The organism is Flavobacterium sp. NRK F7 (assembly GCF_024054195.1).
Taxonomy (GTDB): domain Bacteria; phylum Bacteroidota; class Bacteroidia; order Flavobacteriales; family Flavobacteriaceae; genus Flavobacterium.
Genome location: NZ_JAMXLB010000001.1, coordinates 1,220,624 through 1,246,772, shown reverse-complemented (window position 1 = coordinate 1,246,772; position 26,149 = coordinate 1,220,624). Strand labels below are relative to the sequence as shown.

19 protein-coding genes and 2 tRNA genes are annotated in these 26,149 nt (G+C 32.2%); 13 read left to right on the top strand and 8 right to left on the bottom strand.

Annotated features, from left to right (window positions below):
* The first annotated feature begins 43 nt into the window (after window positions 1-43).
* Window positions 44-619 (top strand): hypothetical protein, encoded by a 576-nt coding sequence (locus tag NHF47_RS05270; RefSeq protein ID WP_252763947.1) that lies wholly within the window; start codon window positions 44-46, stop codon window positions 617-619.
* 8 nt (window positions 620-627) lie between these two features.
* Window positions 628-1,596: an HTTM domain-containing protein gene (locus NHF47_RS05265; RefSeq protein ID WP_252763946.1), complete on the top strand. Its 969-nt coding sequence runs from the start codon at window positions 628-630 to the stop codon at window positions 1,594-1,596.
* A gap of 62 nt (window positions 1,597-1,658) precedes the next feature.
* On the opposite strand, the gene NHF47_RS05260 is transcribed toward NHF47_RS05265, so the two are convergent.
* From NHF47_RS05260 to mutS, 3 genes are all read right to left on the bottom strand, one after another.
* Window positions 1,659-1,744 (bottom strand) — tRNA-Leu (locus NHF47_RS05260).
* Window positions 1,745-1,770: 26 nt separating this feature from the next.
* Window positions 1,771-1,843 (bottom strand) — tRNA-Gly (locus NHF47_RS05255).
* Between the two features lie 151 nt (window positions 1,844-1,994).
* The gene (mutS, locus tag NHF47_RS05250) at window positions 1,995-4,565 is read right to left on the bottom strand and encodes a DNA mismatch repair protein MutS (RefSeq protein ID WP_252766060.1); all 2,571 of its coding nucleotides are present in this window, start codon (window positions 4,563-4,565) and stop codon (window positions 1,995-1,997) included.
* A 199-nt stretch (window positions 4,566-4,764) separates the two neighbouring features.
* Here mutS and NHF47_RS05245 point away from each other — a divergent pair, with 199 nt between their 5' ends.
* The 3 genes from NHF47_RS05245 (at window position 4,765) to NHF47_RS05235 (ending at window position 6,855) form a co-directional block, all read left to right on the top strand.
* Window positions 4,765-5,295, top strand: a complete 531-nt coding sequence (locus tag NHF47_RS05245) for an RNA methyltransferase (RefSeq protein ID WP_252763945.1) — start codon at window positions 4,765-4,767, stop codon at window positions 5,293-5,295.
* A 106-nt stretch (window positions 5,296-5,401) separates the two neighbouring features.
* Window positions 5,402-5,545, top strand: coding sequence for a hypothetical protein (locus NHF47_RS05240; RefSeq protein ID WP_181369148.1), 144 nt, complete (start codon window positions 5,402-5,404; stop codon window positions 5,543-5,545).
* A 179-nt stretch (window positions 5,546-5,724) separates the two neighbouring features.
* The gene (locus NHF47_RS05235; RefSeq protein WP_252763944.1) at window positions 5,725-6,855 is read left to right on the top strand and encodes a DinB family protein; all 1,131 of its coding nucleotides are present in this window, start codon (window positions 5,725-5,727) and stop codon (window positions 6,853-6,855) included.
* 42 nt (window positions 6,856-6,897) lie between these two features.
* Here the strand turns inward: NHF47_RS05235 and NHF47_RS05230 are convergent, their stop codons facing one another.
* Genes NHF47_RS05230 through NHF47_RS05220 form a run of 3 tightly spaced genes read right to left on the bottom strand, consistent with a single transcriptional unit; the run spans window position 6,898 to window position 12,825 of the window.
* Complete coding sequence (locus tag NHF47_RS05230; protein WP_252763943.1) at window positions 6,898-8,106, bottom strand: GIY-YIG nuclease family protein; 1,209 nt, start codon at window positions 8,104-8,106, stop codon at window positions 6,898-6,900.
* Window positions 8,099-10,033 carry a DEAD/DEAH box helicase gene (locus NHF47_RS05225; RefSeq protein WP_252763942.1) on the bottom strand — a complete coding sequence of 645 codons (1,935 nt, stop codon included), beginning with the start codon at window positions 10,031-10,033 and terminating at the stop codon, window positions 8,099-8,101. The genes NHF47_RS05230 and NHF47_RS05225 overlap by 8 nt, the downstream gene beginning before the upstream one ends.
* A 2-nt stretch (window positions 10,034-10,035) precedes the next feature.
* Window positions 10,036-12,825, bottom strand: coding sequence for a DNA methyltransferase (locus tag NHF47_RS05220; protein WP_252763941.1), 2,790 nt, complete (start codon window positions 12,823-12,825; stop codon window positions 10,036-10,038).
* Window positions 12,826-13,209: 384 nt separating this feature from the next.
* Between NHF47_RS05220 and NHF47_RS05215 the strand changes: the two genes are divergently transcribed.
* Together NHF47_RS05215 and NHF47_RS05210 are read left to right on the top strand one after the other, a co-directional pair.
* On the top strand, window positions 13,210-13,746 hold the full coding sequence (locus tag NHF47_RS05215; RefSeq protein ID WP_252763940.1) for a helix-turn-helix domain-containing protein: 537 nt from the start codon (window positions 13,210-13,212) through the stop codon (window positions 13,744-13,746).
* Window positions 13,747-13,927: 181 nt separating this feature from the next.
* Entirely contained in the window at window positions 13,928-14,338 is a 411-nt protein-coding gene (locus NHF47_RS05210; RefSeq protein WP_252763939.1) for a hypothetical protein, read from the top strand.
* Between the two features lie 246 nt (window positions 14,339-14,584).
* On the opposite strand, the gene folK is transcribed toward NHF47_RS05210, so the two are convergent.
* Window positions 14,585-15,718, bottom strand: coding sequence for a 2-amino-4-hydroxy-6-hydroxymethyldihydropteridine diphosphokinase (gene folK / locus NHF47_RS05205; RefSeq protein WP_252763938.1), 1,134 nt, complete (start codon window positions 15,716-15,718; stop codon window positions 14,585-14,587).
* A gap of 120 nt (window positions 15,719-15,838) precedes the next feature.
* Between folK and sppA the strand changes: the two genes are divergently transcribed.
* The 4 genes from sppA (at window position 15,839) to NHF47_RS05185 (ending at window position 21,692) form a co-directional block, all read left to right on the top strand.
* Complete coding sequence (gene sppA, locus NHF47_RS05200; protein ID WP_252763937.1) at window positions 15,839-17,605, top strand: signal peptide peptidase SppA; 1,767 nt, start codon at window positions 15,839-15,841, stop codon at window positions 17,603-17,605.
* A 90-nt stretch (window positions 17,606-17,695) separates the two neighbouring features.
* The gene (locus NHF47_RS05195; protein ID WP_252763936.1) at window positions 17,696-18,403 is read left to right on the top strand and encodes a queuosine precursor transporter; all 708 of its coding nucleotides are present in this window, start codon (window positions 17,696-17,698) and stop codon (window positions 18,401-18,403) included.
* A 99-nt stretch (window positions 18,404-18,502) separates the two neighbouring features.
* Complete coding sequence (locus NHF47_RS05190; RefSeq protein WP_252763935.1) at window positions 18,503-21,121, top strand: AsmA family protein; 2,619 nt, start codon at window positions 18,503-18,505, stop codon at window positions 21,119-21,121.
* 79 nt (window positions 21,122-21,200) lie between these two features.
* Window positions 21,201-21,692: a hypothetical protein gene (locus tag NHF47_RS05185; protein WP_252763934.1), complete on the top strand. Its 492-nt coding sequence runs from the start codon at window positions 21,201-21,203 to the stop codon at window positions 21,690-21,692.
* A gap of 53 nt (window positions 21,693-21,745) precedes the next feature.
* Here NHF47_RS05185 and NHF47_RS05180 read toward each other — a convergent pair whose 3' ends face one another.
* Window positions 21,746-22,537 (bottom strand): DUF2797 domain-containing protein, encoded by a 792-nt coding sequence (locus tag NHF47_RS05180; RefSeq protein WP_252763933.1) that lies wholly within the window; start codon window positions 22,535-22,537, stop codon window positions 21,746-21,748.
* Between the two features lie 98 nt (window positions 22,538-22,635).
* Here NHF47_RS05180 and NHF47_RS05175 point away from each other — a divergent pair, with 98 nt between their 5' ends.
* Together NHF47_RS05175 and NHF47_RS05170 are read left to right on the top strand one after the other, a co-directional pair.
* On the top strand, window positions 22,636-24,159 hold the full coding sequence (locus NHF47_RS05175; RefSeq protein WP_252763932.1) for a GH3 auxin-responsive promoter family protein: 1,524 nt from the start codon (window positions 22,636-22,638) through the stop codon (window positions 24,157-24,159).
* Between the two features lie 346 nt (window positions 24,160-24,505).
* A complete protein-coding gene (locus tag NHF47_RS05170) occupies window positions 24,506-26,101 on the top strand; it encodes an OmpA family protein (RefSeq protein WP_252763931.1) in 1,596 nt (531 codons plus the stop codon).
* Window positions 26,102-26,149: the final 48 nt, after the last annotated feature.

Sequence of the window (26,149 nt, the reverse complement as noted above, 5' to 3'; positions counted from 1 at the left end):
GACTGATTTAGTATTGGTCTTGTCTTTTTAAAAGTTTACTATAATGAAAAAGAAACTACAATTGATTGGCGTTTTTACCGTTCTTTTCTTGGTTTTCACTGTTGGCTTAAAAGGAACATTTGACGGCTATTATGGTTTTTATTATGCTGAAAAAGAATATAACAAACCCGCCATATACACCCTTTCAGAAGAAATCATCAAACTAAAACCGGTAAGTATTTTTTTATCCTACACGGGTTTTGATACAGGATATAGCTTCTTTGCACCCAATGTAGCTAGCGATTTTGTTTTGTTATTCGAATTAAAAGATGACAAAGGCCAAGTTATTGAAAATAAAATTATGCCTGCTTTTAAAAACAAAGAAAGCATTACACGCTATACTTCGGTATACAATATGTTTTTAGACAAAATATCAGCTGAAGGAGGAACCCTAAAAGACAATAAATACCAACAATATTTAGATATTATCGTGAAACAAATTGCAGTTTCTGTAAAAAATGAAAATCCAGCTACCAAGACCATAACCGCACGATTATATTTATACCATTACCCTGATTTAAAAAGCTATAAAAAAGGAGAAAAATCAGAACAACTAATTCTTATAGGCGAATATAAATAAATTCCAAAATGAAAAAGCTATCCAAAATCTATTCAAAAATTGAACATTTTTTCTTTGCTCCACCAAAAAATGATGAATTTCTATTGTTTTTCAGAGTGGCAGCAGGAATAATTATACTATTACACTTCATATCTATTTTTAGTGATTTCGACCAATTCTTTTCAAGCAAAAGTATCATTCCTATGGATATTATGGCTACTTTTAATCAAGATTGGCAACTTACTTTCCCGTTTATTATACAACAATTAGAAACTATTGGAATATCAGAAGCTACTACAATTGGGGCAACCAAAATAACCTACATCACTTTAGGAATCGCTATCATCCTTGGTTGCTATTCTAGAATTAGCGCCTTCTTACTTCTATTCATTCAAATACTATTAATGAAGGGTAGTAGCTTTTTTATTTATGGTGCAGATTTTTTCACCAGTATGTCGCTCTTTTATTTGATTTTATTTCCTGGAGATACTGTTTTTTCATTACGAAATCTATTCCGTTCCAAACAAAAAAAACACGCCAATTATATGCCTGTGAAACGTCTTTTTCAACTACACCTTAGTATGGCTTATTTTTTCTCAGGCTTTGATAAATTATTAGGATTTAATTGGTGGAATGGTGAATCGATTTGGAAAGCCATAAATTTACCTTATGCCAACAGAGACTTTAATTTTGATTTTGCTTGGCTGGCAGACCATAGTTTTATTCTAGTACTTATCGGCTGGTCTACCATACTCATTGAAATGTGCTATCCTATATTTGTATGGATTCCAAAAACCCGAAAATTATGGGTTATTTTAACCATTTCCATGCACATCGGAATCGCTTTAGTCTTGAATTTATATTACTTTTCTGCGATTATGATTGTTTGGAATTTAACCAATTTTTATTTTGAAGAAAACATAAGCTTAGTTACTGATAAGAAAATGATTGTAAGCGCTCTATTCCCCGATAGAAAGAAAGTTTTAAAGCTACGTTAACAAACTTATAAGAGAAACCGTTTTAAACAAAAAAAGCTCCTAACAAAGTTAGAAGCTTTTTGTACTCAAGGCGGGACTTGAACCCGCACGAACATTACTGTTCACTGGATTTTAAGTCCAGCGTGTCTACCAATTCCACCACTCGAGCAAAAATATTTTTATTTGGTAGTGTTGAGCGAAAAACGGGGTTCGAACCCGCGACCTCAACCTTGGCAAGGTTGCGCTCTACCAACTGAGCTATTTTCGCGTTTGCGTCTTTTTAAGAACTTTAGCAACACTCACTCTTGTTCCGTATTGCGAGTGCAAATATAGCACATATTTTATATTCTGCAAGTACTTTTGGTAAAAAAAATTAAAGTTTTTTATAACCATTTGGTAACGAATACCTTATTTTTAAATTATTTTTTGGTCAACATCCTTTTTATCTCATTTAGCTTCATCAAAGCCTCAACAGGAGTTAACGTATTAATATCAATATTTAAAATTTCCTCTTTAATTTCTTCCAATAAAGGATCGTCTAAGTTAAAAATACTCAATTGCATTTCGGCTTCTTTCTCTAATTTGGTTCCGTTTAAAGCATCACCAGAATGGTCTTTTTCTAATTTCTTTAATAATTTTTGTGCTTTTTGGATCACCACTTGTGGCATTCCTGCCATTTTCGCCACATGAATACCAAAACTATGTGCACTGCCACCTTTCACTAATTTACGAATAAATAAAACCGTATCTTTTAGTTCTTTTACTGAAACATTAAAGTTTTGAATGCGTTCAAAAATCGCTTCCATTTCATTCAATTCATGATAATGAGTAGCAAAAAGCGTTTTCGGTTTGTTAGGATGTTCGTGTAAATATTCAGAAATGGCCCAAGCAATCGAAATTCCGTCATAAGTAGAAGTTCCTCTACCAATTTCATCTAATAAGACCAAACTTCTATCGGAAATATTATTCAAAATTGAAGCGGTTTCGTTCATTTCCACCATAAAGGTCGATTCGCCCATAGAAATATTATCGCTAGCTCCTACTCTAGTAAAAATCTTATCTACAATACCCATACGTACACTTTCTGCAGGCACAAAGCTTCCCATTTGGGCTAACAACACAATCAGAGCGGTTTGTCTTAATATGGCCGATTTACCCGACATATTTGGCCCTGTAATCATAATGATTTGTTGGCTCACATTATCTAAGAAAACATCATTGGAAATATAAGGCACTCCTACTGGCAATTGCTTTTCAATTACAGGGTGTCTTCCTTCTTTAATTTCTAAATCGTAACTATCATCGATTACGGGTTGTACATATTTATGCTCTATCGCTAATTGGGTAAACGAATTCAAACAATCCAATTGCGCAATTAAATTGGCGTTGTGTTGCACAGGTTTAATATAGGTTGCCATCCAGTTGACCAATTGTTCAAACAACTGACTTTCGAGTTGCTGAATTTTATCTTCTGCACCTAAAATTTTACTTTCGTATTCTTTCAGTTCCTCTGTAATATAGCGCTCGGCATTTACTAGCGTTTGTTTTCTAATCCAATCCGCTGGAACTTTATCTTTATGGGTATTTCGTACTTCAATATAATAACCAAACACATTATTAAACGACACTTTTAAAGAAGAAATTCCTGTTTTCTCACTTTCTCTCACTTCTAAATCTTCCAAGTAGCCTTTTCCTTTAGAAGAAATGGCTCTTAATTCGTCTAATTCTGCATGTACTCCTGTTGCAATCGCATTTCCTTTATTCACATGTACAGGTGCCTCTGGATTTAAGGTCGTTTGAATTTTTTCACGCAGCAATTCGCAGGCATGCAAACTATCGCCTATCGCTTTTAAGGCTTCGTTTTTACTTTGTAAAGCGACTTCCTTAATGGGAATAATCGCATTTAAAGAATCGTTCAAATACACCACTTCTCTTGGAGAAACTTTTCCTGTTGCCACTTTAGAAATCAAACGCTCCAAATCGGAAATTTGCTTAATTTGGTACTGAATCTTTTGTAAGGTTTCCGTATTCTCTTTTAAATACGCCACTACTTCATGGCGACTTTGAATGCGTGCAGCATCTTTAAGCGGTAAAGCCAACCAGCGTTTTAACAATCGCGACCCCATAGGCGACAAGGTTTTGTCGATTACATCTAAAAGCGTTACTGCATTTACATTGGTTGAATGATACAATTCGAGATTGCGAATGGTAAAACGATCCATCCACACGTAGGCATCTTCTGCAATACGCTGAATGTTTGTAATATGTTGAATTTTATTATGTTGGGTTTCCGATAAATAATACAAAATGGCACCCGAGGCTACAATACCTTCTTGCAATTCTTCTATACCATAGCCTTTTAGGGAATTGGTTTGAAAATGCTTGGTTAGAGTTTCCATCGCATAATCTTCCTTGTACACCCAATCTTCAAGAAAAAAGGAGTGTAAATCATCACCAAAAATTTCTTTAAACTGAGTCTTGTGGTGCTTTGGTACTAAAACTTCACTTGGATTAAAGTTTTGCAAGAGTTTGTCGATATATTCCTCATTCCCTTGAGCGGTTAAAAACTCACCCGTTGAAACATCTAAAAAGGCAATTCCTAGGTTCTTTTTACCAAAGTGTACCGATGCCAAAAAGTTGTTGGATTTCGCTTGCAGCACCTCATCGTTCATGGCTACTCCTGGTGTTACTAATTCGGTAACGCCTCTCTTCACAATGGTTTTGGTCATTTTTGGATCTTCTAATTGATCACAAATAGCTACTCGAAGTCCTGCCTTAACTAATTTAGGCAAATAGGTATTTAAAGAATGGTGAGGAAAACCCGCTAAAGCAGTTTCGCTATCAGAACCCGCACCTCTTTTGGTTAGCGTAATTCCTAAAATTCCAGCCGAACGAACAGCATCTTCTCCAAAGGTTTCGTAAAAATCACCTACACGAAACAACAAACAAGCATCGGGATATTTGCGTTTGATTTCATTGTATTGCTTCATTAAAGGAGTTTCCTTTTTCTCTTTGGTTTTCGTTGCTTCTTTCTTAGCCACAATTTTTAAATTTTAGTATCGTTGCGAAGGTAATAAAATCAAGAATAATTTCAAGTGGAAGAACAAGAACAATTTTAATTTCCCTTACGCGTTCAAATTGACGTATTGACGCATTGTCAAATTGCCGCATTATCTCTATTTTTGCCTCATGAGAAAATTAGCCAACGCAGAACTAGAGCGATTAGACAAAGAAGGCTTTAAAGAAGCAGAGAAAACACCGCTCATTTTAGTATTAGACGACATTCGAAGTTTACATAACATTGGTTCGGTATTTAGAACGGCCGATGCCTTTTTAGTAGAAAAAATTTATTTATGTGGTATTACTGCCGTGCCGCCCAATAAAGAAATTCACAAAACCGCTTTGGGTGCGACTGAAACGGTGGCTTGGGAATATGCCAAAGATGTATTAGAAGTGGTAGACCGCTTGCACCAAGAACAAGTTGTGGTGTATTCTATTGAGCAAACCGAAAACTCGATTATGCTGAACGATTTTAAAGTAGATGCTACTAAAAAATATGCGTTAATTTTTGGAAACGAAGTAAAAGGGGTGTCTCAAGAAGCAATTAATAAAAGTGATGGGGTTATTGAAATTCCTCAACTGGGTACCAAGCATTCTTTAAACATTTCGGTGAGTGCCGGAATTGTGGTTTGGGATTTGTTTCAAAAGATGCAAAACTAAAAAAACTCTTTATTTTAACGCTCTTTTACAATAGTTTAGGATAGTTTTAAGAGAATTTGAATTTATATTTTTTATATTCTTCCTATAACATTAAAACACACATATTATGGGAATTATTAAAGATTCAAAAAAGTTTAAAACAACCAAAGAACAGACTAATCCGACGAATCCTACTGGGAATGTCGATCAGAAAACCAATCAATTTGATATTGATAAAAAAACCATTAAAAAGCAACAGCAAAAACACTAGTCCATAAAAACAAGGACTACGGTTTGTGCATGAAAAAAGCGTTCTCAACAAAGAACGCTTTTTTTGTATGCTGTTCTTTCAAAAAAAAATCATAAAAATGTTAATTTTTCTATTAAAAGTGCTAAACCCAAAATGCGAATTAATGAAAAATACTAGTTTTGCCCTCAAACTAAAACATCATGAAAAAAACATTCTTACTTATTGGATTATTGATCCAATTTGCATTACATGCACAAGACACAAAAGTAGTTTCCAGTACATGGACATCGTTTACACAATCGATTAACGTAGAATCTAAAACCGAAAAGAAATTTAAAATTGAAGCCTCTGTAAAAGCAGTTATTGCAGATGAACATGCTTGGGCAGGTGTGTGGGCAAGAGTAGACAAAAAAGACGGCGGTTATGGTTTCTTTGACAATATGGGAGACAGACCTATTAACACCGACACTTGGCAAACCTATGCTGTGGAAGGAACTTTTGATGCAACTTCTAAATCCATCAATTTTGGAGGTTTATGTGAATACAATGGTAAATTTTATTTTGACGATTTTAAATTATACATTGAAAATGACAAGGGCGTTTTAGAACCTGTAAAAATAACCAATGGCGATTTTGAAAAGAAAGTAGAAAACGGAACTGTTCCAAGATGGAGCTTTGGCGTTTCAAAAGGAAAAAGTATCAAGGTAAAAGAATTTGACGTTACCTCAACTACTGACAAAGCCGAAGGAAAACTGGCATTACTTGTAGAAGGCAAAGGCATAGTCTTTAAAGACTCTTATAAAATTAAGCCTATGGAGGATGTTTCTCCTCAAATTGGAACTTTAATTGCCATGTTAGAAAACTTAAAAGACCGTGTTGAAAATCAGGTAAAAAATATGAGTCAGTATGAATTAGACTACCTTCATGATGACAAAGCCAATCGTATTGGTTCATTAATCATGCATTTAGCTGCTGCTGAAAAATACTACCAAGTATATACATTTGAAAACAGAGGTTTTACAGAAGAAGAAAGCAAAATGTGGCAAACGGCTTTAGATTTAGACCAAGGCGGTCGTGATGAATTACGCAATCATGATGCTCAATATTATTTGGATATTTTTAATGAAGTAAGAGCTAGGACCATTGCCGAATTAAAGAAAAGAGACGATGCTTGGTTGATGGAAGTACATGAAAACAGTGGAATGAATAACTTTTTTGGTTGGTTCCATGTTATGGAACACCAATCGAGTCATTTAGGACAAATCTTATTTTTAAAGAAACGTATTCCACCAGAACCGGAGGTAAACTTGGAACAACCGATTAAAAATTAAAATAAAAAATGCGTTCTATTGAGAACGCATTTTTTATTTAATTTAGTTTATATCATTTTTAAACAAAACTTTCATAGTTTTATCATATTTATATTTCAAAACCTCTCCTGACAAAATTAATCTTATAACCTTATCAATTATAGGCAATGGAACAACAAACCATTCTCTTGGAGTTATTCTTCTACCTTTATCATCATGAATATCTACATTTAAGCAAACTTCAGCAAAAAACCTATGAAGCAACTGTTCAAATTTATGAGGATTAAGGTTGTAACATTTATAAGTTGATATTATTTGAACATCAGCCATTAAATACGTTGGTTCTTTATTAGCATTTTTGATACGGTCCTTAACATCAACTTTGGAAAAACCAATTTTATATAAATCTTTAATTTCTGAAATTTTTGCATTTGTAGATTTAGATTTTAAAATATAAATCCAGCCGGTTTCTAAGTCCTCTTCCTTAACAATATTAGCATTCTTAAACAATTCATTTTCTGATCCTAAATCGGTTTCTGAAACTATTTTACCGTTATTATACAAAGCTTTTGCTAATGAACGGTAATACATGTTACTTTCCGTACCATTCTCGAAAATAATCCTTGTTCTACCGTCTTTTCTAACTCTATCTTTAATTTGTCTATCTTCAACACCGTCACTTTCTAAAAATAAAAGAATACCATCTAAAATATAATATTTACCTTGTTCTAGATTTTGTTCAACATCTTTAAACTCTGAAAGTTTTCTTTTACCTTCTCTTAAATCTTTATGTATTTCTTTGAATTTTGATTCATATGGAGCAAAATCTTTGTCTTTCATTTTTTTTCGTCTAGCAACAAAATCAGTTTCTGCTCTTTCATCTGAAGTTGGAATATTTTTAATTTTAAAAATTTCTAATGTTTCATCAGTATCTAATATTCCTAAAATGTCATCATTTAAAATATCATTTACTGAATTAATTTCAACAGTAACTTCTCCCAGTAGATTGTGAATATCATAAGGTTTTAGAATTTCAATATCTTTTGAGTTATTTCTAAAACCTTTTAATCGAACACCTAAACTTCTTTCATTAACTATAAACACATCAGGTTTAGGTTCTCTTTTATTTTTTTCAAAAAAAGCATTGATTTCTTGGAACGAATCTATTAATCGTTCATCCTCTGATTTTACATTAGATACTTTAGCCTTAGTGTCTAAAATACCTAAATCATCATCGTTAAAAATATCTTCTAATGTTTTTTTCTTACTCATTTATCATTGCTTTACGCTTTTGTTCTTTTAAATAGATAATGATTTCAGCCATCCTTTTTTCTTTTGGGTCTAAAGCATCTATTCTTGGTTGCGTACCAGTTCTTTTAATCCATTCTTTTATAGTAGGCCATTTTTCTATTGCTTCATCCTCGGTTACTTCAATTCGAGTGGCTTCAATGGTTTCTTGAATGGCTCTAAATACAGATGCTGTTACTGACTTAGATAAGATTTCAAAAGCCTTTTGAAATGGATTAATCTGGTCTATTAAATCAATATGTATATCGTCTATATTTACAAAACTATCAGCCATACGGATAAAACGTTTATCACCTTGCGTCTCAATAGTTCCATTTTTAATTACTGAATCGACCACAACATGTTGACGTACTTCTTCAACTTCATCATCAGTTAAATCAGGATATGTTTCTCTAATGATTTTGGGAATTAATACCTTATTAATGACTTCTGGGTCAACATTCCCAGGTAAAGCTTTTATCATAGTGTCATCTTGAAGAATCGTAGCTTTTAAATCATTAATATCTGATTCAATAATGTTTTGTACTCTTGCAGAAGATGGTACTTTGAATCCATTAATTCTAATTGTATTCTCATCATCTTCCGATTCATCACCTTCCTCTGGAAATTTTGGTTTAAATTTGAAATTAGGTGCTAAAACTTGTTCCATTAACAACGATGCAGTAATAGCCTTCAACATATTATTTACAGATAGTTTTACTTCTCCATCTTCAGCATCGGGTTGAGCAATAAGATTTGTAAACTGTGCATGTGTTTTATTGCTACTGTCTCTTGTTGCTCTACCTATAATTTGAATAATTTCTGTTAACGAACCTCTATAACCAACAGTTAAAGCATGTTCACAATAAGGCCAATCGAAGCCTTCTTTTGCCATTCCTAAAGCAATAATAATATCAATATCATCTGGGCTTTTAACCTCTCTTAAATAAGCTTGAATTTTATCTCTTTCTTTTTGAGTATCATGCACCAAATCAGCAACTTTTAGTGTATTACCAGTTTTATGGCTGATTACATACATTACACCTGTTTCAGGGTCTTGATAATCTAATTCTCCTAAACTATCAATAATTCTGCTTACTTCTTCATATTTGTCTTTTGTAGATTCACCTGAATTCACACTAGGTATGTGAATAATAGTTTTCTTCTTTTCATCTAATATTTCATCAATTGCAGAAGTATATTTTCCTTGATAGAAATGATAGCCAATTCCCAATGATTTTAAATATTCATAGCCATTTAATTGCTCATAGTAATTATAGGTAACTTTTATAAACTGAGCCTCAACTTCAGGCAATAAAACAGGAACACTATCACCTCTAAAATAAGAACCCGTCATTGCTACTACATGAGCAGTCGATTTTTGCATAACTGACCTTAATACTTCTCCTAATCTATTATCACCATCGGCAGATACGTGGTGGAATTCATCAATAGCTAAAACCACATTATTAAAAGCTTTCTCTTCAACAGCTTCAAAGGCAAAACGTAAAGTTGCATGTGTACAAATTAAAATTTGTTCATCACTTTCTAAAAAATTTAAGAATGCAGTTACCTTGCTTTTTTCACCACTTGCAGTACATAAATTGTATTTTGGATTTGGATTCCAATTTTCAAAGAAACCATACGTTTTTAAATCTGTTTTATTGAAAGAACTACCAATACTTCTTTCAGGAACTGCAACAATAACTTTTTTTAACCCTTGGTTTACTAACTTATCTAGACCAATGAACATTAAAGCTCTTGATTTACCAGAAGCAGGTGGTGCTTTAATTAATAAATATTGTGCTGAACGTGCCTCAAAAGCTCTTGCTTGCATTTCACGCATACCATATTCATTAGTGCTTTTACTTTTTCCTGTTTGGTTGTATGTTACGTGTACTATATCTGGCATATTTACTTAGCTTTTTTAGTTTTCTTTTCTTTTTGAAATAAATTATTTTTTTGGGTCATTTCCTCATACATTTTGAATAAGTATTCTAAACGCTCTGTGTCACTATCAAAAGGTTTTAAACGATAACATCGCTCAATAGCTAAATCTAATTCTTGATGAGCCTCTTTTAATCCCATTGGCATTTTCTCTGGGTCATAAAGTTGTGCTAGAGTTTTACTAGGATGCTTTGCTCTTTCATCTAGAACCCCAAATACATGTAAGTTGATAGTTTCTTTTTGTTTTGCTGAAATTTCAGGAAATGGAAATGTGTTATAGCATAATTTAGCTGAATATCTATAATCAGTTTTTAATTTTCCACCGATGTTTTTAACCCAAATCATATGCATTTTTGAAGTTACCAAACCGAAAACCCACGGTTGTGCATTGTAGATTGCTTGAGCAGAATTTTTGATTATTATTCCTTTTTCGAGAAAACCAATTGGAATATAATTTCTCTTTTCAGAAGAAGTTGCTGGAACAATTATACTTTCTGTCTCTTTATGTCTATCTTCTCCAAATTGGTGGGGATAATTAGATAATACATTTGTTGCTTGACGGGGGCTATTTTCTCTATAAACTTTTACATTCTTGATTTTTTCAAGTATAAATCTATTTTTTGAAGCCTCTTCGACTGACTCATTATCTATCCATAAACAATAAGATTCTATTCCTTTTATAAATTCTTGACCACCTAAAATAGGTCTGACAAATTTTTTATAGTCATCATCTAAATTTTTAAATTCATCAATTGTAATTGATAAGTGTCCACCATCATTAGGCATACTTCCAAAGCACATTTCTGGAATTTGAGAAAGAGGCTTACTTCTTTGTAAAACAAATGTGGAATTTCCCTCAACCAAATATGAATTTATATTTAAAACATTCTTTTTAATATTATCAATATATAAATACTTTTGCTTTGATGATTTATTTCTTAATCCAACGATAATTACTGTAACACCAGCATTTCCCTTTGCATTGTTGGTCCACTTAAATGATTGGTGTGCAAAGTCAATTTCAATTTCATCATTGAGAATATTTGGCCATATTAAGGCAACTTGCTCTCCTTGGCATATTGAATTTGTTGATACTAAAGCACATTTTGCATTAAAATCTTGAATATATTTAGCTCCTAAGTAAAACCAGCAGGCAATATAATCCATATTGTTATATCCATTAATTTTATTAAAAACAATACTCATATCTTTTTTCTGTTCCTCATCTTGAAGTCTTGCACCTAAATAAGGAGGGTTCCCCAAAATATAAACCTCATCATCTAAATCAATTGGACAAACTGTTTTCCAATCTAAACGGGTTGCATTTCCCTCGGTAATATTTCCTGCTTCTTTTAAGGGTAAAATAGGTTTTGCTCTACCATAATCATGTAATTCATCTACAAAGATTTTATTCATCTGGTGTTCAGCCAACCATAAAGATAGTATTGCCATTTCATGAGCAAAGTCATCTAACTCGATACCATAAAACTGTGAGAGTTTTATTTCAGTAAACCATATTTCAGTTTGTCTACCTGCAAAATTCATTTTTGCTTGTGGAGCATTTGAAACTATTTGATGTCCGTTTTTAGTAAAATGTATTTTAGACTGGCTACCATCGAAGATTATTGCGTTATCTGGAGTATTTATTTCTTTAATAATTTCTATTTCTAAACGTCTTAATTCCTTATAAGCAATAATCAGAAAATTACCGCTACCACAAGCAGGGTCAAAGATTTTAATTTTTGATATTCTATAAATTAATTTTCTTAATTTGTTTACATTGCCTTTACTTCTTTCAAACTCTTCTCTAAGTTCATTTAAAAATAAAGGTTCAATTACCTTCATAATATTGGGAACTGAAGTATAGTGCATCCCTAAACCACTGCGATAGTCATCATTTACAACAGCCTGAATCATGGACCCGAAAATATCAGGGTTAATTTCACTCCAGTCTAAATCACCGCATTCTAAAATTATTTTTCTAGCCTTACTTGAAAATATAGGAGAGTGGATGTCATCTCTAAAAAGTCCTCCATTAACATATGGAAAAGCTATTAGATAGTCAGGTTCATTGCTATTATCTTCAGTATTTAATATTCTAAAAAGTCTGTCTAAAAATAAATGAGTATCACTACCGTCTGGCTTAGTGTGTTGTGCTATTGCTTCGGTAAACATCCCCTCATTCGGAAAAATGTTCGTGTCTTCAGCAAAGAAGCAAAATAAAAGTCTTGATAAAAAAATATTTAGATTGTGGCCACCATCATCATAAATGTTTGGGTTTTCATGAACCAAAATATCATACAGCTTAGCCATTTCATAAGATGCTTTTCGGTCTGCATGATTTTCATTTTTTGATTGGTATTTTTCTTGTCCAGCCCAAGGTAAAAAGAAATCGTATCTTTTATTTAGATCTTTGATTGGAGTATCTAAAGTTACCCCAGTTCTAATATCTTTTGCTAATAATGTTTTATAGTCTGTAACAATTACAAAGCGTGGGTTATGTTTTAAATCTTCTTCACTCTTTGTTAAATCGTCAATTGTAGTAAGAAGTTTATCATTAGCTACTTCTTTAAAAAGGACTTTCTTTTTGTAAAGAACTTCTCCTTCAACTTTAGATAAGTTAAAATCACCTTTTTTTAATCTGGTAACCGATGTTTTTGATATACCATAGGCCATTAATAAATCATAAATAAAATTTTCTTTATCTATTGATTTTACTAATTCATCTAGGTTTTTTTCTATTTGAGATTTATTCATTTATATAATATTCAAGGATATTCAAACCAACCAAAATTAAACTATTTCAACAATATTTGTGTAAGTATTTCAACCTGTTTTTCAAAGATAAAAAACAATAATAGAATTTCATATGGTTTTATGTATTCAAAAACCATTATAAAAAATATTGTGCTTTTCTTTAAATTTTAAAAAAAATGTCACGGTTTTTGTTGCATACTTAAAATATAATTAAAAATGTCACGGTTTTTGTTGCAAAATGCAATTTTGAATAAAAAAGCCACAGAAGTTTAGACAGGAAATATTTTCCAATCATATTAAAATAATTGGCTTATTTATTGCAAAAAATCATATAAAGAAATTTTAAAAAAAACAAACAATTATAAATGTACAAACATATTAAACATGAAAAAAGAAAATTTAAAAATTACAGAATTATTAGGGATGAAACAAGAAGAGGTTGCTCTAATATTAGAAATATCAAGAAGTCATTGGTCTATGTATGAAAGTGGTAAACGTAATTTACCTACATCTGCCAAATTAAAATTAGCAGAAATACTAACTTTTGTTCAACAACCTGAAACTTTTTGGAAAAAACAATTTCCTTTTTTAAATGAAAAGAAAAATGAAAAGAAAAAAGTATTAGAAGACTTACTTGTTATGAATAAACATAATCAATTAGTAACAAATAATAAATTAAATGATATAAAAAAGAAATATGATATAAGTGTCAATCGATTGAAAGTAATGCTTTATTTTGAATCTAATCCCATAGAATTAAATAACAATGCAGATGATTTACTATTTGAAATAATGAACAATGGAGCAAAAATTAATTTAGAAAAAAAAGGGGATTTAGTGCAAATGGAGTACGAAATTAAATTAGAAACCTTAAAGAAAGAAGAAGAAATTATAAAATATAAATTGCAAAATTTAGTATAAAGATTTATAAATAATTAATATTAAATTTCATTCAATAAAAAATCTTAATTTTTTCTTAAATTTTAACTCATTTTTAAGCAAATTCTTACAAATGGTTAATTTTTTTATAAATTAATTTTTACCTTATTTATTGGCATTTCGTTTGATGATTATGTAATATAACATTTAATTTTTTAAAAACATGAATTACTCAATCAACAATGTAACTCAGGTTACAGACTGCGACGTGCTAATCTCTTGGGCGGAAAAAGAGAAAGCTGAATTAACTTTTAAAAAAATTTCAGAAGAACGTTTAACAAATAAGTATGCTAGTACTTCATTAGAGGTAGAAGCTATTTTACAAGGTGTTTTAGCTGAAATTTCTGCTGTTGAAACAGTAATTAGCGTTTTACCTGATGGTCAAACAAAAGACGAGGAGATCAAAAAGAAAGTAAAGTTAGAGTACAAAAAATTCTTACTGGAAAACCGTAAAGAAAGTTATGGCGCCGTAGCATTACTGGAAAAAGAACTTGATTTGGAACGTATTAATAAAGAGCTACTAGAAGTAGATGCTTTTATTACTACTATTACTAATCATAAAGCTAACTTATAGTTAACTTTTATAGGTAAGAAAAGGGTTGACTAAAATAAGTCAACCCTTTTTATTTTATTAGATTTTAAAATTACTCACAAAATCCTCAACCGCCAATTCACCTCACGCCAACGCGAATATGAACTAATTATTTACGACCATTTGTATCGCTATTATAAAGCCAACTATTTTAAGAAAGTACTAGTTCGTAGCTAAAAATCTACTAAATGATAAAGGGAAACTGAAAACTGAGACTGAAAACTGAAATTACCCCAACTTCTCTTTAATACGTGCCAATAAAAACACATAATCCTCTTGGCGTTTTACAAAATCCAAATCGGAAACATCAATTACCAGCACGTTTAAGTCGGTTTGCGTTTTGATATAATCCAAATACCCACGGTTGATTTTCTCTAAGTATTCTGCCGGAATTTCTTGTTCGTAACTTCTCCCGCGTTTTTTAATATTGGCTAACAGGCGTTCGGTATTTTGGTACAAGTAAATATACAAATCGGGTTTAGCCGTTTCGCGATGGATAATGTCAAACATGGTTTTATACAAGCGAAACTCGTCTTCTTGCAAGGTAACCTTAGCAAAAATTAACGATTTAAAAATATGATAATCGGCTACGATAAAATCTTTAAACAAATCAAATTGCGCCAAATCATCGGTGAGTTGTTGGTACCTGTCGGCTAAAAAAGACATTTCCAAAGGAAACGCATAGCGGTTTTGATCTTTATAAAATTTAGGCAAAAACGGATTGTCGGCAAAGCGTTCCAGCACCAATTTCGCATTGCAATCTTCCGCAATTTTAGTCGCCAAAGTGGTTTTTCCTGCCCCAATGTTCCCTTCAATCGCAATATAATTGTATTGCTGCAAGCCCAAGCTTTCTACCGGAGAAACCAGCTGATGTACTTTGGCACACACACTCGTATCGCTAGTGGTAGCCAGCAATTCAGCAACCGATTTTTTAAGAACAGGATGTACCCAATTAGGCACTACCTCTTTTAAAGGTAATAGCACAAAATTGCGATGTTGCAGTTGCGGATGGGGAATTTGTAAGGTTTCAGTAGTAAGTTGTTCTTCGTCGTAACTAATAATGTCTAGGTCAATTATTCGAGCTTGATAGCCTTGGTCTTGCGTACGCACGCGACCCATTTGCTTTTCAATTTTAAGCAATTGCGCTAAAATCTTTTGCGGACTTTTATAAGAATGCAAGACTACCACTCCGTTATAAAAAGCAGCACTCTCAAAGCCCCAAGCAGGAGTTTCATATAGTGGAGATACTTTTACCACACTGGCCACTTGCTCGTGTACCAAATGAATGGCTTGTGTAAGGTTCTCCAACCGATTGCCCACATTACTCCCTATAGAAACTAGTATTTGATGTTGCTTTTTCATCGGAGGCAAAATAACAAACAATTTTAGACTTATAATTTCTATTTTCTATTTTTTTATGAACATGTAACATTTTAACATTTTAGCAGACATATAAGGCAGATAAAATTAAATGAATAGAAAATGAAATTTTTAGGAAATGTATTTGCCACCGTAATTGGAATTTTTGTGTTCTGTATGGTGTTCTTTTTTGGACTTCTATTTTTAGGAGCTATCATGGGTGGAGACAAAGACACCGTTAAGGTGAAAGATAATTCGGTTATTGAATTAGACTTGTCTAAAGTAACACTCGACTATGGTGGAAAAGTAAACTTTAAAGAATTCAATTATTTTGAAACCAAACATGATGGTTTGATCGATGTGATTAATGCCATAGACGCAGCCAAAGCAGACGACCAAATTAAAGGGATTTCTATTTTAAATAACGAATCACAATTAGGGATGGCGCAAAGTAAAGCGTTGCGCGATAAATTAGAAGACTTTAAAAAATCGGGGAAATTTGTTGTTGCGTATTCCAACTATATTTCACAACGGGATTATTATTTGAATTCGGTTGCCGATTCGTTGTATTTGAATCCTATTGGAGAGTTAGAATTTAAAGGGTTGTCTTCTGAAATCTTATACTTAAAAGAATTACAGGAGAAAACGGGTATTAAAATGGAAGTTATTCGTCATGGAAAATACAAAAGTGCCGTTGAGCCTTTCTTAGCACAAGAAATGAGCCCAGAAAACAGAGAGCAAATTTCGGTATTATTGAATGGGGTTTGGAACACGGTAGTGACTGATATTTCAAAAAGCAGAAACATCTCGGTAGACAGTTTGAACAGTATTGCCAATTCTTTAGGAGCGCGTACTCCAGAATTAGCCTTATCGAAACACATGATTGATAAAATTGCGTATGAGGATGAATACCACAATGCGATTAAAAAACAGTTAAAGGTAAAAGAGGATGAAGATTACAAAACCGTTGCCATCTTAGATTATGCTAAAAAAGTAGCGACATCTGCTGTGGATTATTCGGTAAAAGATGTAATTGCGGTTGTGTATGCACAAGGTGAAATTCAAGGTGGTGAAGGCGATGTAAACATTATTGGCGAAGGTGCTGTAAAAAGAGCTTTAAAAGCGGCTAGAGAAGACGAAGATGTAAAAGCCATTGTATTGCGTGTGGATAGCCCAGGAGGAAGTGCTTTAACTTCTGAATTGATTTGGAGAGAAATTGAAATTACGAAGAAGGATAAACCTGTGATCGTTTCTATGGGGAATGTAGCCGCTTCTGGTGGGTATTATATTTCATGTAACGCAGATCGCATTTTTGCAGAACCTAGTACAATTACCGGTTCGATTGGTGTTTTTGGAATGTTACCTAACATGAACGAATTAGGAAAAAACATTGGTATTAATGCAGAACAAGTAGCAACGCATGACAACGCAGCGGGTTATAGTTTATTTGAACCGGTTAGTGAAGACTTTAAAGCGTTTACACTAGAAAGCATTGAAAATATTTATACCACTTTCTTAACCAGAGTGGCTACAGGCAGAAAAATGACTACCGAACAAGTAGATGCTATTGCACAAGGACGTGTTTGGACGGGTACAGACGCTTTAAAAAATGGTCTAGTAGATGAATTAGGTGGTTTAGATGACGCTTTAAAATATGCAGCTAAAGTGGCTAAGATTGAAGATTACCGCATTGAAAACTACCCAGAATATGATAAAAAATTGGAAGATTTGATTGCTAATTTTACAGGGATTTCCATGTTCCAATCGAGAGAGGCTTTATTAAAAGAACAAATTGGGGAAGAGAATTTCCAATTATTAGAACAAATTAAAAGAGCCAACCAATTGAAAGGAGTTCAAGCCATGATGCCTTTTGAATTGAAGATAAAATAAGTTTTTCTTATAAAACTAGTTTAAAAAGCTATTTCTTTCCAAAGAGAGAAATAGCTTTTTTTTGTAAACTTGTATTCTTAATTTTACTCCATGAGCATACCAGACAAACTTTTAGCACAACGCATCTATTTAATTCTTGCGAGTTTATTTATTTGTTCTTTAGTGGTTTCTAATTTAATTTTTCAAAAGTTTTTTTACTGGTATCCATTTGGAGATGTGGAAATTTTTGGAGCCAAATTATTCCAGATTTCGGTAGGTATTATTCCCTATCCTATTACCTTTTTAATTACCGATATTATTTCGGAAATCTATGGCAAAAAGAAAGCGAACCAAGTGGTTACCACAGGGATTTTTGCTTCGGTTTTTTCTTTAGGAATAATTTATATTTCAAATGCTGTTCCTGCTATAGATAATTCTCCGGTTACGGATGCTTTGTTTACCCAAGTATTTGGACAAACAGCTTTAGCCGTTATTGCTTCTATGCTGGCTTATTTATTTGCGCAATATATCGACATTCAGGTATATCACTTTTGGAAAAAACTTACGAAAGGTAAAAAATTGTGGGTGCGTAATAATTTTTCAACCATTACCTCGCAAGCGGTCGATACGTTTTCGGTCTTATTGTTATTATGCAGCTTTAAAATTCTTACTTGGGATTTATTTCTACCCTTGTTTGTTAGTGGTTTCCTTTTTAAAGTGGGAGTTGCCCTGTTAGACACTCCTTTTATGTATTTGGCGGTTTACTTTTTTAGAAAAAGATTTCAGTTGAAAATGAATGAAGAGTTAAGCATCGATTAATCAAAATTATATAAAAATTTATCGGAATCTTAATACAATATTTTTTAATTTGGTAGTACATTTGTATATCTAACCTATAAATCTTCAAAAACAATTACTATGGCTAAAAAGTTCACATTCAAGAAAGTACTTAAAATTGTAGGTATATTTCTTCTCGTAGTTATTATTGCTTTAGCAGCTGCTCCTTTTCTTTTTAAAGATAAGATTAAAGCTTTGGTCTTAAAATCAATTAATGAAAGTGTAGATGCTACCGTAGCATTTGAAGATGTAGATTTGAGTTTGTTCCGAAATTTTCCAAATGCTACTGTTAACATTGATAAATTAAGCATTATCAACAAAGCACCATTTGAAGGAGATACGCTTTTTTATGCGGGTGATGTCAATTTAAAAATGAGCATTAAAGAATTATTCAAAGGAGATGACGAGCCAATGAACTTACAAGGTTTTAGTAGTTCCAATGCCGTAGTAAATGTAATTTTTAATAAAGACGGTTTAGGTAACTTTGATATTGCCCTAAAGGACCAAGAAGAAGATACTAGTACTAGTGAAAGCAAACCTTTTGCTTTAAACATTCAGGAATATGCTATTAACAATTTACGTTTTACCTTCTTAGATGAGGGCGCAAATATGAAAATGGTTTTGGATAGTTTGAACCATACTGGTAAAGGAAACTTTGCCCAACAAAAATTAGATTTGGAAACGAAAACGACTACCAAAGTATCCTTTGAAATGGATAGTACGAACTTCATGAAAAATGTTACGTTATCGCTAGATGCGGTTTTAGGTATCGATTTAGATAATAGCAAATATGAATTTAAAGACAACAAGGCTTTAATCAATCAATTGCCTTTAGAATTCAATGGGTTTATCCAAATGTTAGAAGACGGACAATTGTACAACCTAACATTTAAAACGCCAACTTCCGATTTTAAAAACTTCTTAGGACTTGTTCCAGAAGCCTATGCAGGAAATATCAATCAGGTAAAAACAACAGGAGAATTTAAAGTAAGTGGTAAAGTAGACGGTAAATTAACCGAAACTACGATTCCTAAATTCAATATTGAATTGGCATCTAATAATGCTTCTTTCCAATATCCTGATTTACCAAAAGCAGTTCGTAATATTATTATAGATACACACATCGTGAATGAAACGGGTTTAATGAATGATACTTATGTAAATTTAGACCAACTATCCTTCTCGATTGATCAAGATGTCTTTAATGCAAAAGCAACGATTAAAAATGTAGCGGAAAATCCTTTAGTAGATGCCGCTTTAAAAGGAACTATTAATTTAGCGAATGTTACCAAAGCCTATCCAGTACAGTTAGACAAACCACTAACTGGGATTTTAAAAGCAGATGTAACGACTAAATTTGATATGAAATCGGTAGAAACAAGTCAGTACCAAAACATTCAAAACGCAGGGACGCTTTCTTTAACTGGATTCAAATATGAAGGTCCAGAAATGGCAAAACCTTTTGAAATTAAAAGTACGTCTTTGGCCTTTAATCCCAATCAAATTCGTTTGAATGAGTTTGACGCTAAAACAGGTTCATCTGACCTTCAAATTACTGGTGGTTTAGACAATTTATATGGCTTCTTATTTAAAAAACAAGTTTTAAAAGGAAGCTTTGATATGAATTCTTCTCGCTTAGTAGTGTCTGATTTTATGGCTCCAACTACAACCACATCTGATGATGGTAAAAAAACAACAACTGAAGCGGTAAAAATTCCAGATTTCTTAGATTGTAGTATTTCTGGTAAAGCAACAAATGTGGTATATGATAATTTAGATTTGAAAAATGTGAGTGGTAACTTAGCCATTAAAGATGAAGCTATTTCATTAAGCAATCTAAAAATGGATGTATTTGGCGGAAGCATTGGGTTAAACGGAATGGTTTCTACCAAAGGAGCCAAACCCATTTTCAATATGGATTTAGGTTTAAATGCGGTTAATATTGCAGAATCATTCACTCAAGTGGAAATGCTGAAAAGCATTGCTCCTATTGCCAATGTGATTAACGGTAAATTAAATTCAACCATTAAATTATCGGGAGATTTAACAGATGATATGACACCCAATTTAAAAACTCTTACTGGTGATTTAGTGGGGCAATTGTTATCAACTACTGTAAATGAGAAAAATTCGACTTTATTGACAGCTTTAAGTTCGAATGTAAAATTCTTAGATGTAAGCAAATTAAATTTGAATGATATTAAAGCTGCTTTATCTTTTAAAGATGGAAAAGTAGCTGTAAAACCAATTGATTTAACCTATCAAGATATTAACATAACTGTGGGTGGAACGCATGGCTTTGATCAAACCATGAATTATGACGTTCAATTTGATGTGCCTGCTAAATATTTAGGAACTGAAGTAACCAATCTATTGAGTAAATTAACGCCAGCAGACCAACAAAAACTGGAAAGAGTTCCAATAACCGCTAATTTAACAGGTAATTTTACCAATCCAAATATTAAAACCGACTTAAAACAAGCCACTACTAATTTGGCTACTCAAATAGTAAAACTGCAAAAAGAGAAATTGGTTAATGAAGGCACTAGTGCTTTAACCAATTTATTTAATGGCACTAAAGACAACACCACTTCTACTGACACAACGAAAACAACCACACAAACTCCTAAAGAAGAAATTAAAGAAGGTGTTAAAAATGTGATTGGCGGTTTCTTAGGTGGTAAGAAAAAGAAAGAATAAATAATTTATTTCATATCCTGAAATCCCTATTTCATAAAAAATAGGGATTTATTTTTTAACAAATAAACAACAACAAACTATGAAAAAAGTAACGTATTTATTTATGGCACTAACGCTATTTATGAGCTGTAAAGAAAAAACAGAGGAAGATACTACTACAGTGGCACAACCAAATGAGGAGCAAATTATAGAAGATGATAGAACTTCAGAAGCAACTCCTGTGGCATTATTAGAAAAAGGGTGTTATACCTATAATCAAAATGGGAACGCTATTGAAATGAAGATTACTACTATTGGTGATAGCGTTAAAGGAAATTTAAAAATAGCTCTTGCAGAAAAAGACGGAAATGAAGGTACCTTTGCAGGAACTTTACAAGAAGATAAACTTATTGGAAGTTATACTTTTTCATCTGAAGGTGCGGTAAGCAAAAGAGACATGGCTTTTTTAGTAAAAGACAATAAACTCATAGAAGGATATGGTGAAATGATTGAAGGTATTACGTTTAAAAACGTAGATCAACTTACCTACTCTTCGACTATGCCTTTGACTAAAGGGGATTGTTTAGAATAATATAGAAACCAATTAAAAAATCCCTAATAGTAAAACGCTATTAGGGATTTTTTTTATACACTCATTTTTACCACATATCCTTCATAGGTTCTTATGTTAAAAACGGTTCCATCTTCAAATAAAAGATACTGTCCTTTAATTCCAATAATCTTTCCTGCATAATTAGGTGTTTTATCTAAATTAAGACTACTCACCTTTTTGGGATAGTGCAATACTGGAAATTCTAAATCATAGATTTTTTCTTGTGTAGCAAAATACGGTTTTACTTCTTCCGGAATCCAATCAATTGTTTTTTGCCTTTCCGCTTGTAAATCCACAGGTAACACTTCATTTTTTAGCATTTTTTGCCAGCTGGTTTTATCGGCAAAATGATTTTTCAAAGCTACCTCAGTAATTCCTGCTAAATAACGATTCGGTACTTCTACTATAGGAACTGCTTGTACAGCACCTTGATCAATCCACCGCGTGGGAACTTGCGTTTTTCGGGTTACCCCTACTTTTACTTCACTAGACAAGGCTAGATATACAATATGAGGCTGTAATTGTACTTTCTTTTCATACTCTAAATCGCGATCTTCAATATCTAAATGTGCTGTACTTAGCTCTGGTTTCATTATCCAATCTCCCACAGCAGGACTACTCATAAAACAATCATAACAAAAACCTTGTCTAAAAATCTTCTTAGGCTGTCCACAATTTAAACATTGGTAACCTTGAAATTGCAATTCTATTTCTTTGTTTAATAACTGATTAACATTTAAAAAACTATCGTCAAAAACTAAATAATATTGAATAGGTTGCGCAAATTCGGTTTGCATTTTTTGAAGTACACCTTGATATGTCATGTGCTTTTTACTTTTTAATGAGTTTAGATTTAAAAAAAATGTTATTTTTGGTAAAGTTATCATTCGTATTTTATAATTCATAATTTGTAATTCTAAAAATGGCATTCCCTATTATCAATTCAATTGCTTCGTGGATTTTAAAAAAGCGAATTCATCAAATGGAGTTGTTTTTAAAATACCCTCATGAGGTTCAGGAAGAGTTGCTTTTAAATTTGATAAAGTCAGCTGAGAATACGTATTTGGGTAAAAAGTATGATTTTGCTTCTATCAAAAACTATCGTACTTTTTCAGAACGAATTCCTATTTCAACCTATGAAGAATTAGAACCTCTTATAGAACAAACGCGCAAAGGAGAACAAAATGTTTTTTGGAACACCCCGATAAAATGGTTTGCTAAATCGAGCGGAACTACTAACGCCAAAAGTAAATTTATACCTGTCAGTAATGAAACTTTAGATCTTTGCCATTATAAAGCGAGTAAAGATTTATTGTGTTTGTACTTAAATAATAATGAAGATTCACAATTATTTACTGGAAAAAGTTTACGTTTAGGAGGTAGCAAACAATTGTATGAAGATAACAATACTTTTTTTGGTGATTTATCGGCTATCTTAATTGATAATATGCCAATTTGGGCAGAATTTAGTTCTACACCTAGCAATAAGGTATCTCTTATGGGAGATTGGGAAACCAAATTACCTGCAATTATTAATGAAACTATTCAAGAAAATGTAACGAGTTTAGCAGGAGTTCCTAGCTGGATGATGGTACTCTTAAACAAAACCCTTGAAACCACAGGTAAAAATAACTTATTAGACATTTGGCCAAATGCAGAAGTTTATTTTCATGGTGGTGTTAATTTTGAACCGTATCGCGAACCTTATAAAAAATTATTCCCAAAAGATAATTTTAGATATTATGAAATTTATAATGCTTCTGAAGGATTTTTTGCGATTCAGGATCAAAATGATTCTAATGAATTATTGTTGATGCTAGATTACGGAATTTTTTATGAATTTATTCCAATGGATACTTTTGGCACCAGCATGCAAAAAGCCATTCCTTTGAACGAGGTGGAACTTCATAAAAATTATGCTATTGTTATTTCTACGAATTCTGGACTTTGGAGATATTTAATTGGAGATACGATTCGTTTTACTTCAATAAACCCTTATCGTATAATGGTTACTGGAAGAACCAAACATCATATTAATGTTTTTGGAGAAGAATTAATGGTTGAAAACACAGATAAAGCCATTGCTAAAACCTGTCAAGAATTGAATTGCGAAGTAATTGATTATACTGTTGCTCCTATATTCATGCAAGAAAGAACCAAAGGCGCACATGAATGGATTATTGAATTTAAAGTGAATCCTGAGGATTTACAAACTTTTTCTGCCGTTTTGGACAAGAACCTTCAACTCTTAAACTCTGATTATGAAGCTAAAAGACATAATAATATGACTTTAAATCCGTTAAAAGTAAATGTGGCAAGACCAAATTTATTTTATGACTGGTTGAAAGAAAAAGACAAATTAGGAGGACAACATAAAATTCCTAGATTATCGAATGAAAGGAAATATTTAGAAGAATTATTACAACATCAGATGTATCAAGTATAAAACCGAAAACCCCAATGAAAAAAATACTAATCCTACTTCTTTTTACAAGTATCTTTTTATCTTCTTGTGGACCGAAAAGATATAAATGTGGCCCTTACAGAAAATGTCAAATAGAGCAATTCAAAGAGCAAAAATCTCTAACAGACATTATCCTTTGTTAAACCTTGGTCAACCACTTAAGAAATTGATTCTTAATTTATTAACTATTTTATTAGTAAGTTAAATTTATAATTTAAGTTCATATGGCTATATAACGAGTTTTTTTAACAATTAACCGATTATTCTTTTTTTATGCGGTATTTAGACTTAATATTTGCACCTGCAAAGTCTAAATTAACCTATGATTATGAGAAAATTATTTTTTTGTGTTTTTTGCATCCCTTTTTTAGGCATGAGTCAAGATTCATTTATGGATGACTCGATAGCTAAAAACAACACTACATTAAATAATGATTCCTTATTAAAATACATCCTTACGGACACCGGTATTAACACCGAACTTTCTGAAATTGGTGCCAGCTTTTTTAAAGATAAATTTCTTATCGTTTCAAACAAAAAAAGAAGACATACCAAAACTACTTTTAACGAAAAATCAAATCAATTCAACAACAATATTTATTGTACCAATGTGGATAAAAACGGGAATTTATCCTTCCCTTTACAGTTTTCTACCGTATTAGATTCTGATTTCAACGAAGGTTCGATGACTTTTTCTAATGAAGACAAAACCATTTATTTTACGCATACAACAGAAAATTCGGATAATTTCAAATTATACAAAGCCGATTTAGATGTTGAAATACAAGGGTATTGGAAGGATGTGGTTGAAATTGAAATTACAACACCAGAATACTCGGTAGAAACTCCTTATTACACGGCTGGTACGAATAAAATTTATTTTTCTTCTAACATGCCAGGTGGTTTTGGAGGTTACGATTTATACGTGGCAGATATTAACACTAATGGAACTTTAGAAAATATTCAAAATTTAGGCAAAGAGGTAAACTCTTCTAAAGATGAAAAATATCCATTTGTTACTCCCGATTCTAAATATCTTTATTTCTCATCTACAGGACATGATACTTTTGGTGGATATGATGTTTTCAGAAGTTCAATTGTTAACAATGCATACATCAACAGAAGAAATATTGGTTCGGGTTTGAATTCAAATAAAGATGAAGTGGGCTATATTTTAGTTAATAAAGACCAAGGTTATATTTCTATCAATAAAGAAGATGATAAAGAAAATTTCGATGTATTTCGTTTCGAAGTTCAACAATTGGAGCAACAATTAAATATTTTGGTTGTTGAAAGCGATTCAAAAATCAAATTACCAAACGCAAATGTGGTTATCACTGATGAATTTGGTATTACTATCAAAGAAACAAAAACAAATGATAAAGGAGAAATTAAATTAATTATTAACCCTTTAACTGCTTATACTATTTCAACTTCAAAAGATGGTTACGAACCGAATTTAAATGCAGTAACGGCATCGACTGAAAATAATTTTGTTTCTGAAACCATCAAAATGACTCAGAAGAAACCAGAAATCGTTAACGACGCGATTGTTATGGAAAATATTTTCTTTGACTTTAATAAAGCTACTTTAAAAGAAGAATCACAATTGTCATTGAATAAAGTAGTTGCCGTAATGAATGAAATGCCAGACATGACGTTGACTATAAACGCTCATACAGACAACAAAGGTTCAGATAAATACAATTTAGCTCTATCTCAAAAAAGAGCAAAATCAACTTATGACTATTTAGTTTCTAAAGGGATTGACAAATCACGCTTAGCTCACAAAGGGTATGGCGAATCAAAACCGTTACATGATTGCCAACAAAATTGTACGGAAATTCAAGATTCTGAAAACAGACGTGTTGAATTCCTAATCAACAAAGCAATTGAATTTACAGACGCTACAACCAATAATTAAAATAAACAGGTAAACAATAGATAAAAAAATCCCGAGAGTCATTTTCTC

Coding starts and splice junctions, on each gene's coding strand:
- NHF47_RS05180 (WP_252763933.1), bottom strand. CDS start 22,537: ATGACATATCAAGGTGTACTTCAAAAAATGCAAACCGAATTTGCGCAA.
- NHF47_RS05240 (WP_181369148.1), top strand. CDS start 5,402: ATGGGAATTATTAAAGATTCAAAAAAGTTTAAAACAACCAAAGAACAG.
- NHF47_RS05175 (WP_252763932.1), top strand. CDS start 22,636: ATGGCATTCCCTATTATCAATTCAATTGCTTCGTGGATTTTAAAAAAG.
- mutS (WP_252766060.1), bottom strand. CDS start 4,565: ATGAAGCAATACAATGAAATCAAACGCAAATATCCCGATGCTTGTTTG.
- NHF47_RS05170 (WP_252763931.1), top strand. CDS start 24,506: ATGAGAAAATTATTTTTTTGTGTTTTTTGCATCCCTTTTTTAGGCATG.
- NHF47_RS05220 (WP_252763941.1), bottom strand. CDS start 12,825: ATGAATAAATCTCAAATAGAAAAAAACCTAGATGAATTAGTAAAATCA.
- NHF47_RS05235 (WP_252763944.1), top strand. CDS start 5,725: ATGAAAAAAACATTCTTACTTATTGGATTATTGATCCAATTTGCATTA.
- NHF47_RS05265 (WP_252763946.1), top strand. CDS start 628: ATGAAAAAGCTATCCAAAATCTATTCAAAAATTGAACATTTTTTCTTT.
- NHF47_RS05195 (WP_252763936.1), top strand. CDS start 17,696: ATGAGCATACCAGACAAACTTTTAGCACAACGCATCTATTTAATTCTT.
- NHF47_RS05225 (WP_252763942.1), bottom strand. CDS start 10,033: ATGCCAGATATAGTACACGTAACATACAACCAAACAGGAAAAAGTAAA.
- NHF47_RS05190 (WP_252763935.1), top strand. CDS start 18,503: ATGGCTAAAAAGTTCACATTCAAGAAAGTACTTAAAATTGTAGGTATA.
- NHF47_RS05215 (WP_252763940.1), top strand. CDS start 13,210: ATGAAAAAAGAAAATTTAAAAATTACAGAATTATTAGGGATGAAACAA.
- NHF47_RS05270 (WP_252763947.1), top strand. CDS start 44: ATGAAAAAGAAACTACAATTGATTGGCGTTTTTACCGTTCTTTTCTTG.
- NHF47_RS05210 (WP_252763939.1), top strand. CDS start 13,928: ATGAATTACTCAATCAACAATGTAACTCAGGTTACAGACTGCGACGTG.
- NHF47_RS05245 (WP_252763945.1), top strand. CDS start 4,765: ATGAGAAAATTAGCCAACGCAGAACTAGAGCGATTAGACAAAGAAGGC.
- NHF47_RS05185 (WP_252763934.1), top strand. CDS start 21,201: ATGAAAAAAGTAACGTATTTATTTATGGCACTAACGCTATTTATGAGC.
- NHF47_RS05230 (WP_252763943.1), bottom strand. CDS start 8,106: ATGAGTAAGAAAAAAACATTAGAAGATATTTTTAACGATGATGATTTA.
- folK (WP_252763938.1), bottom strand. CDS start 15,718: ATGAAAAAGCAACATCAAATACTAGTTTCTATAGGGAGTAATGTGGGC.
- sppA (WP_252763937.1), top strand. CDS start 15,839: ATGAAATTTTTAGGAAATGTATTTGCCACCGTAATTGGAATTTTTGTG.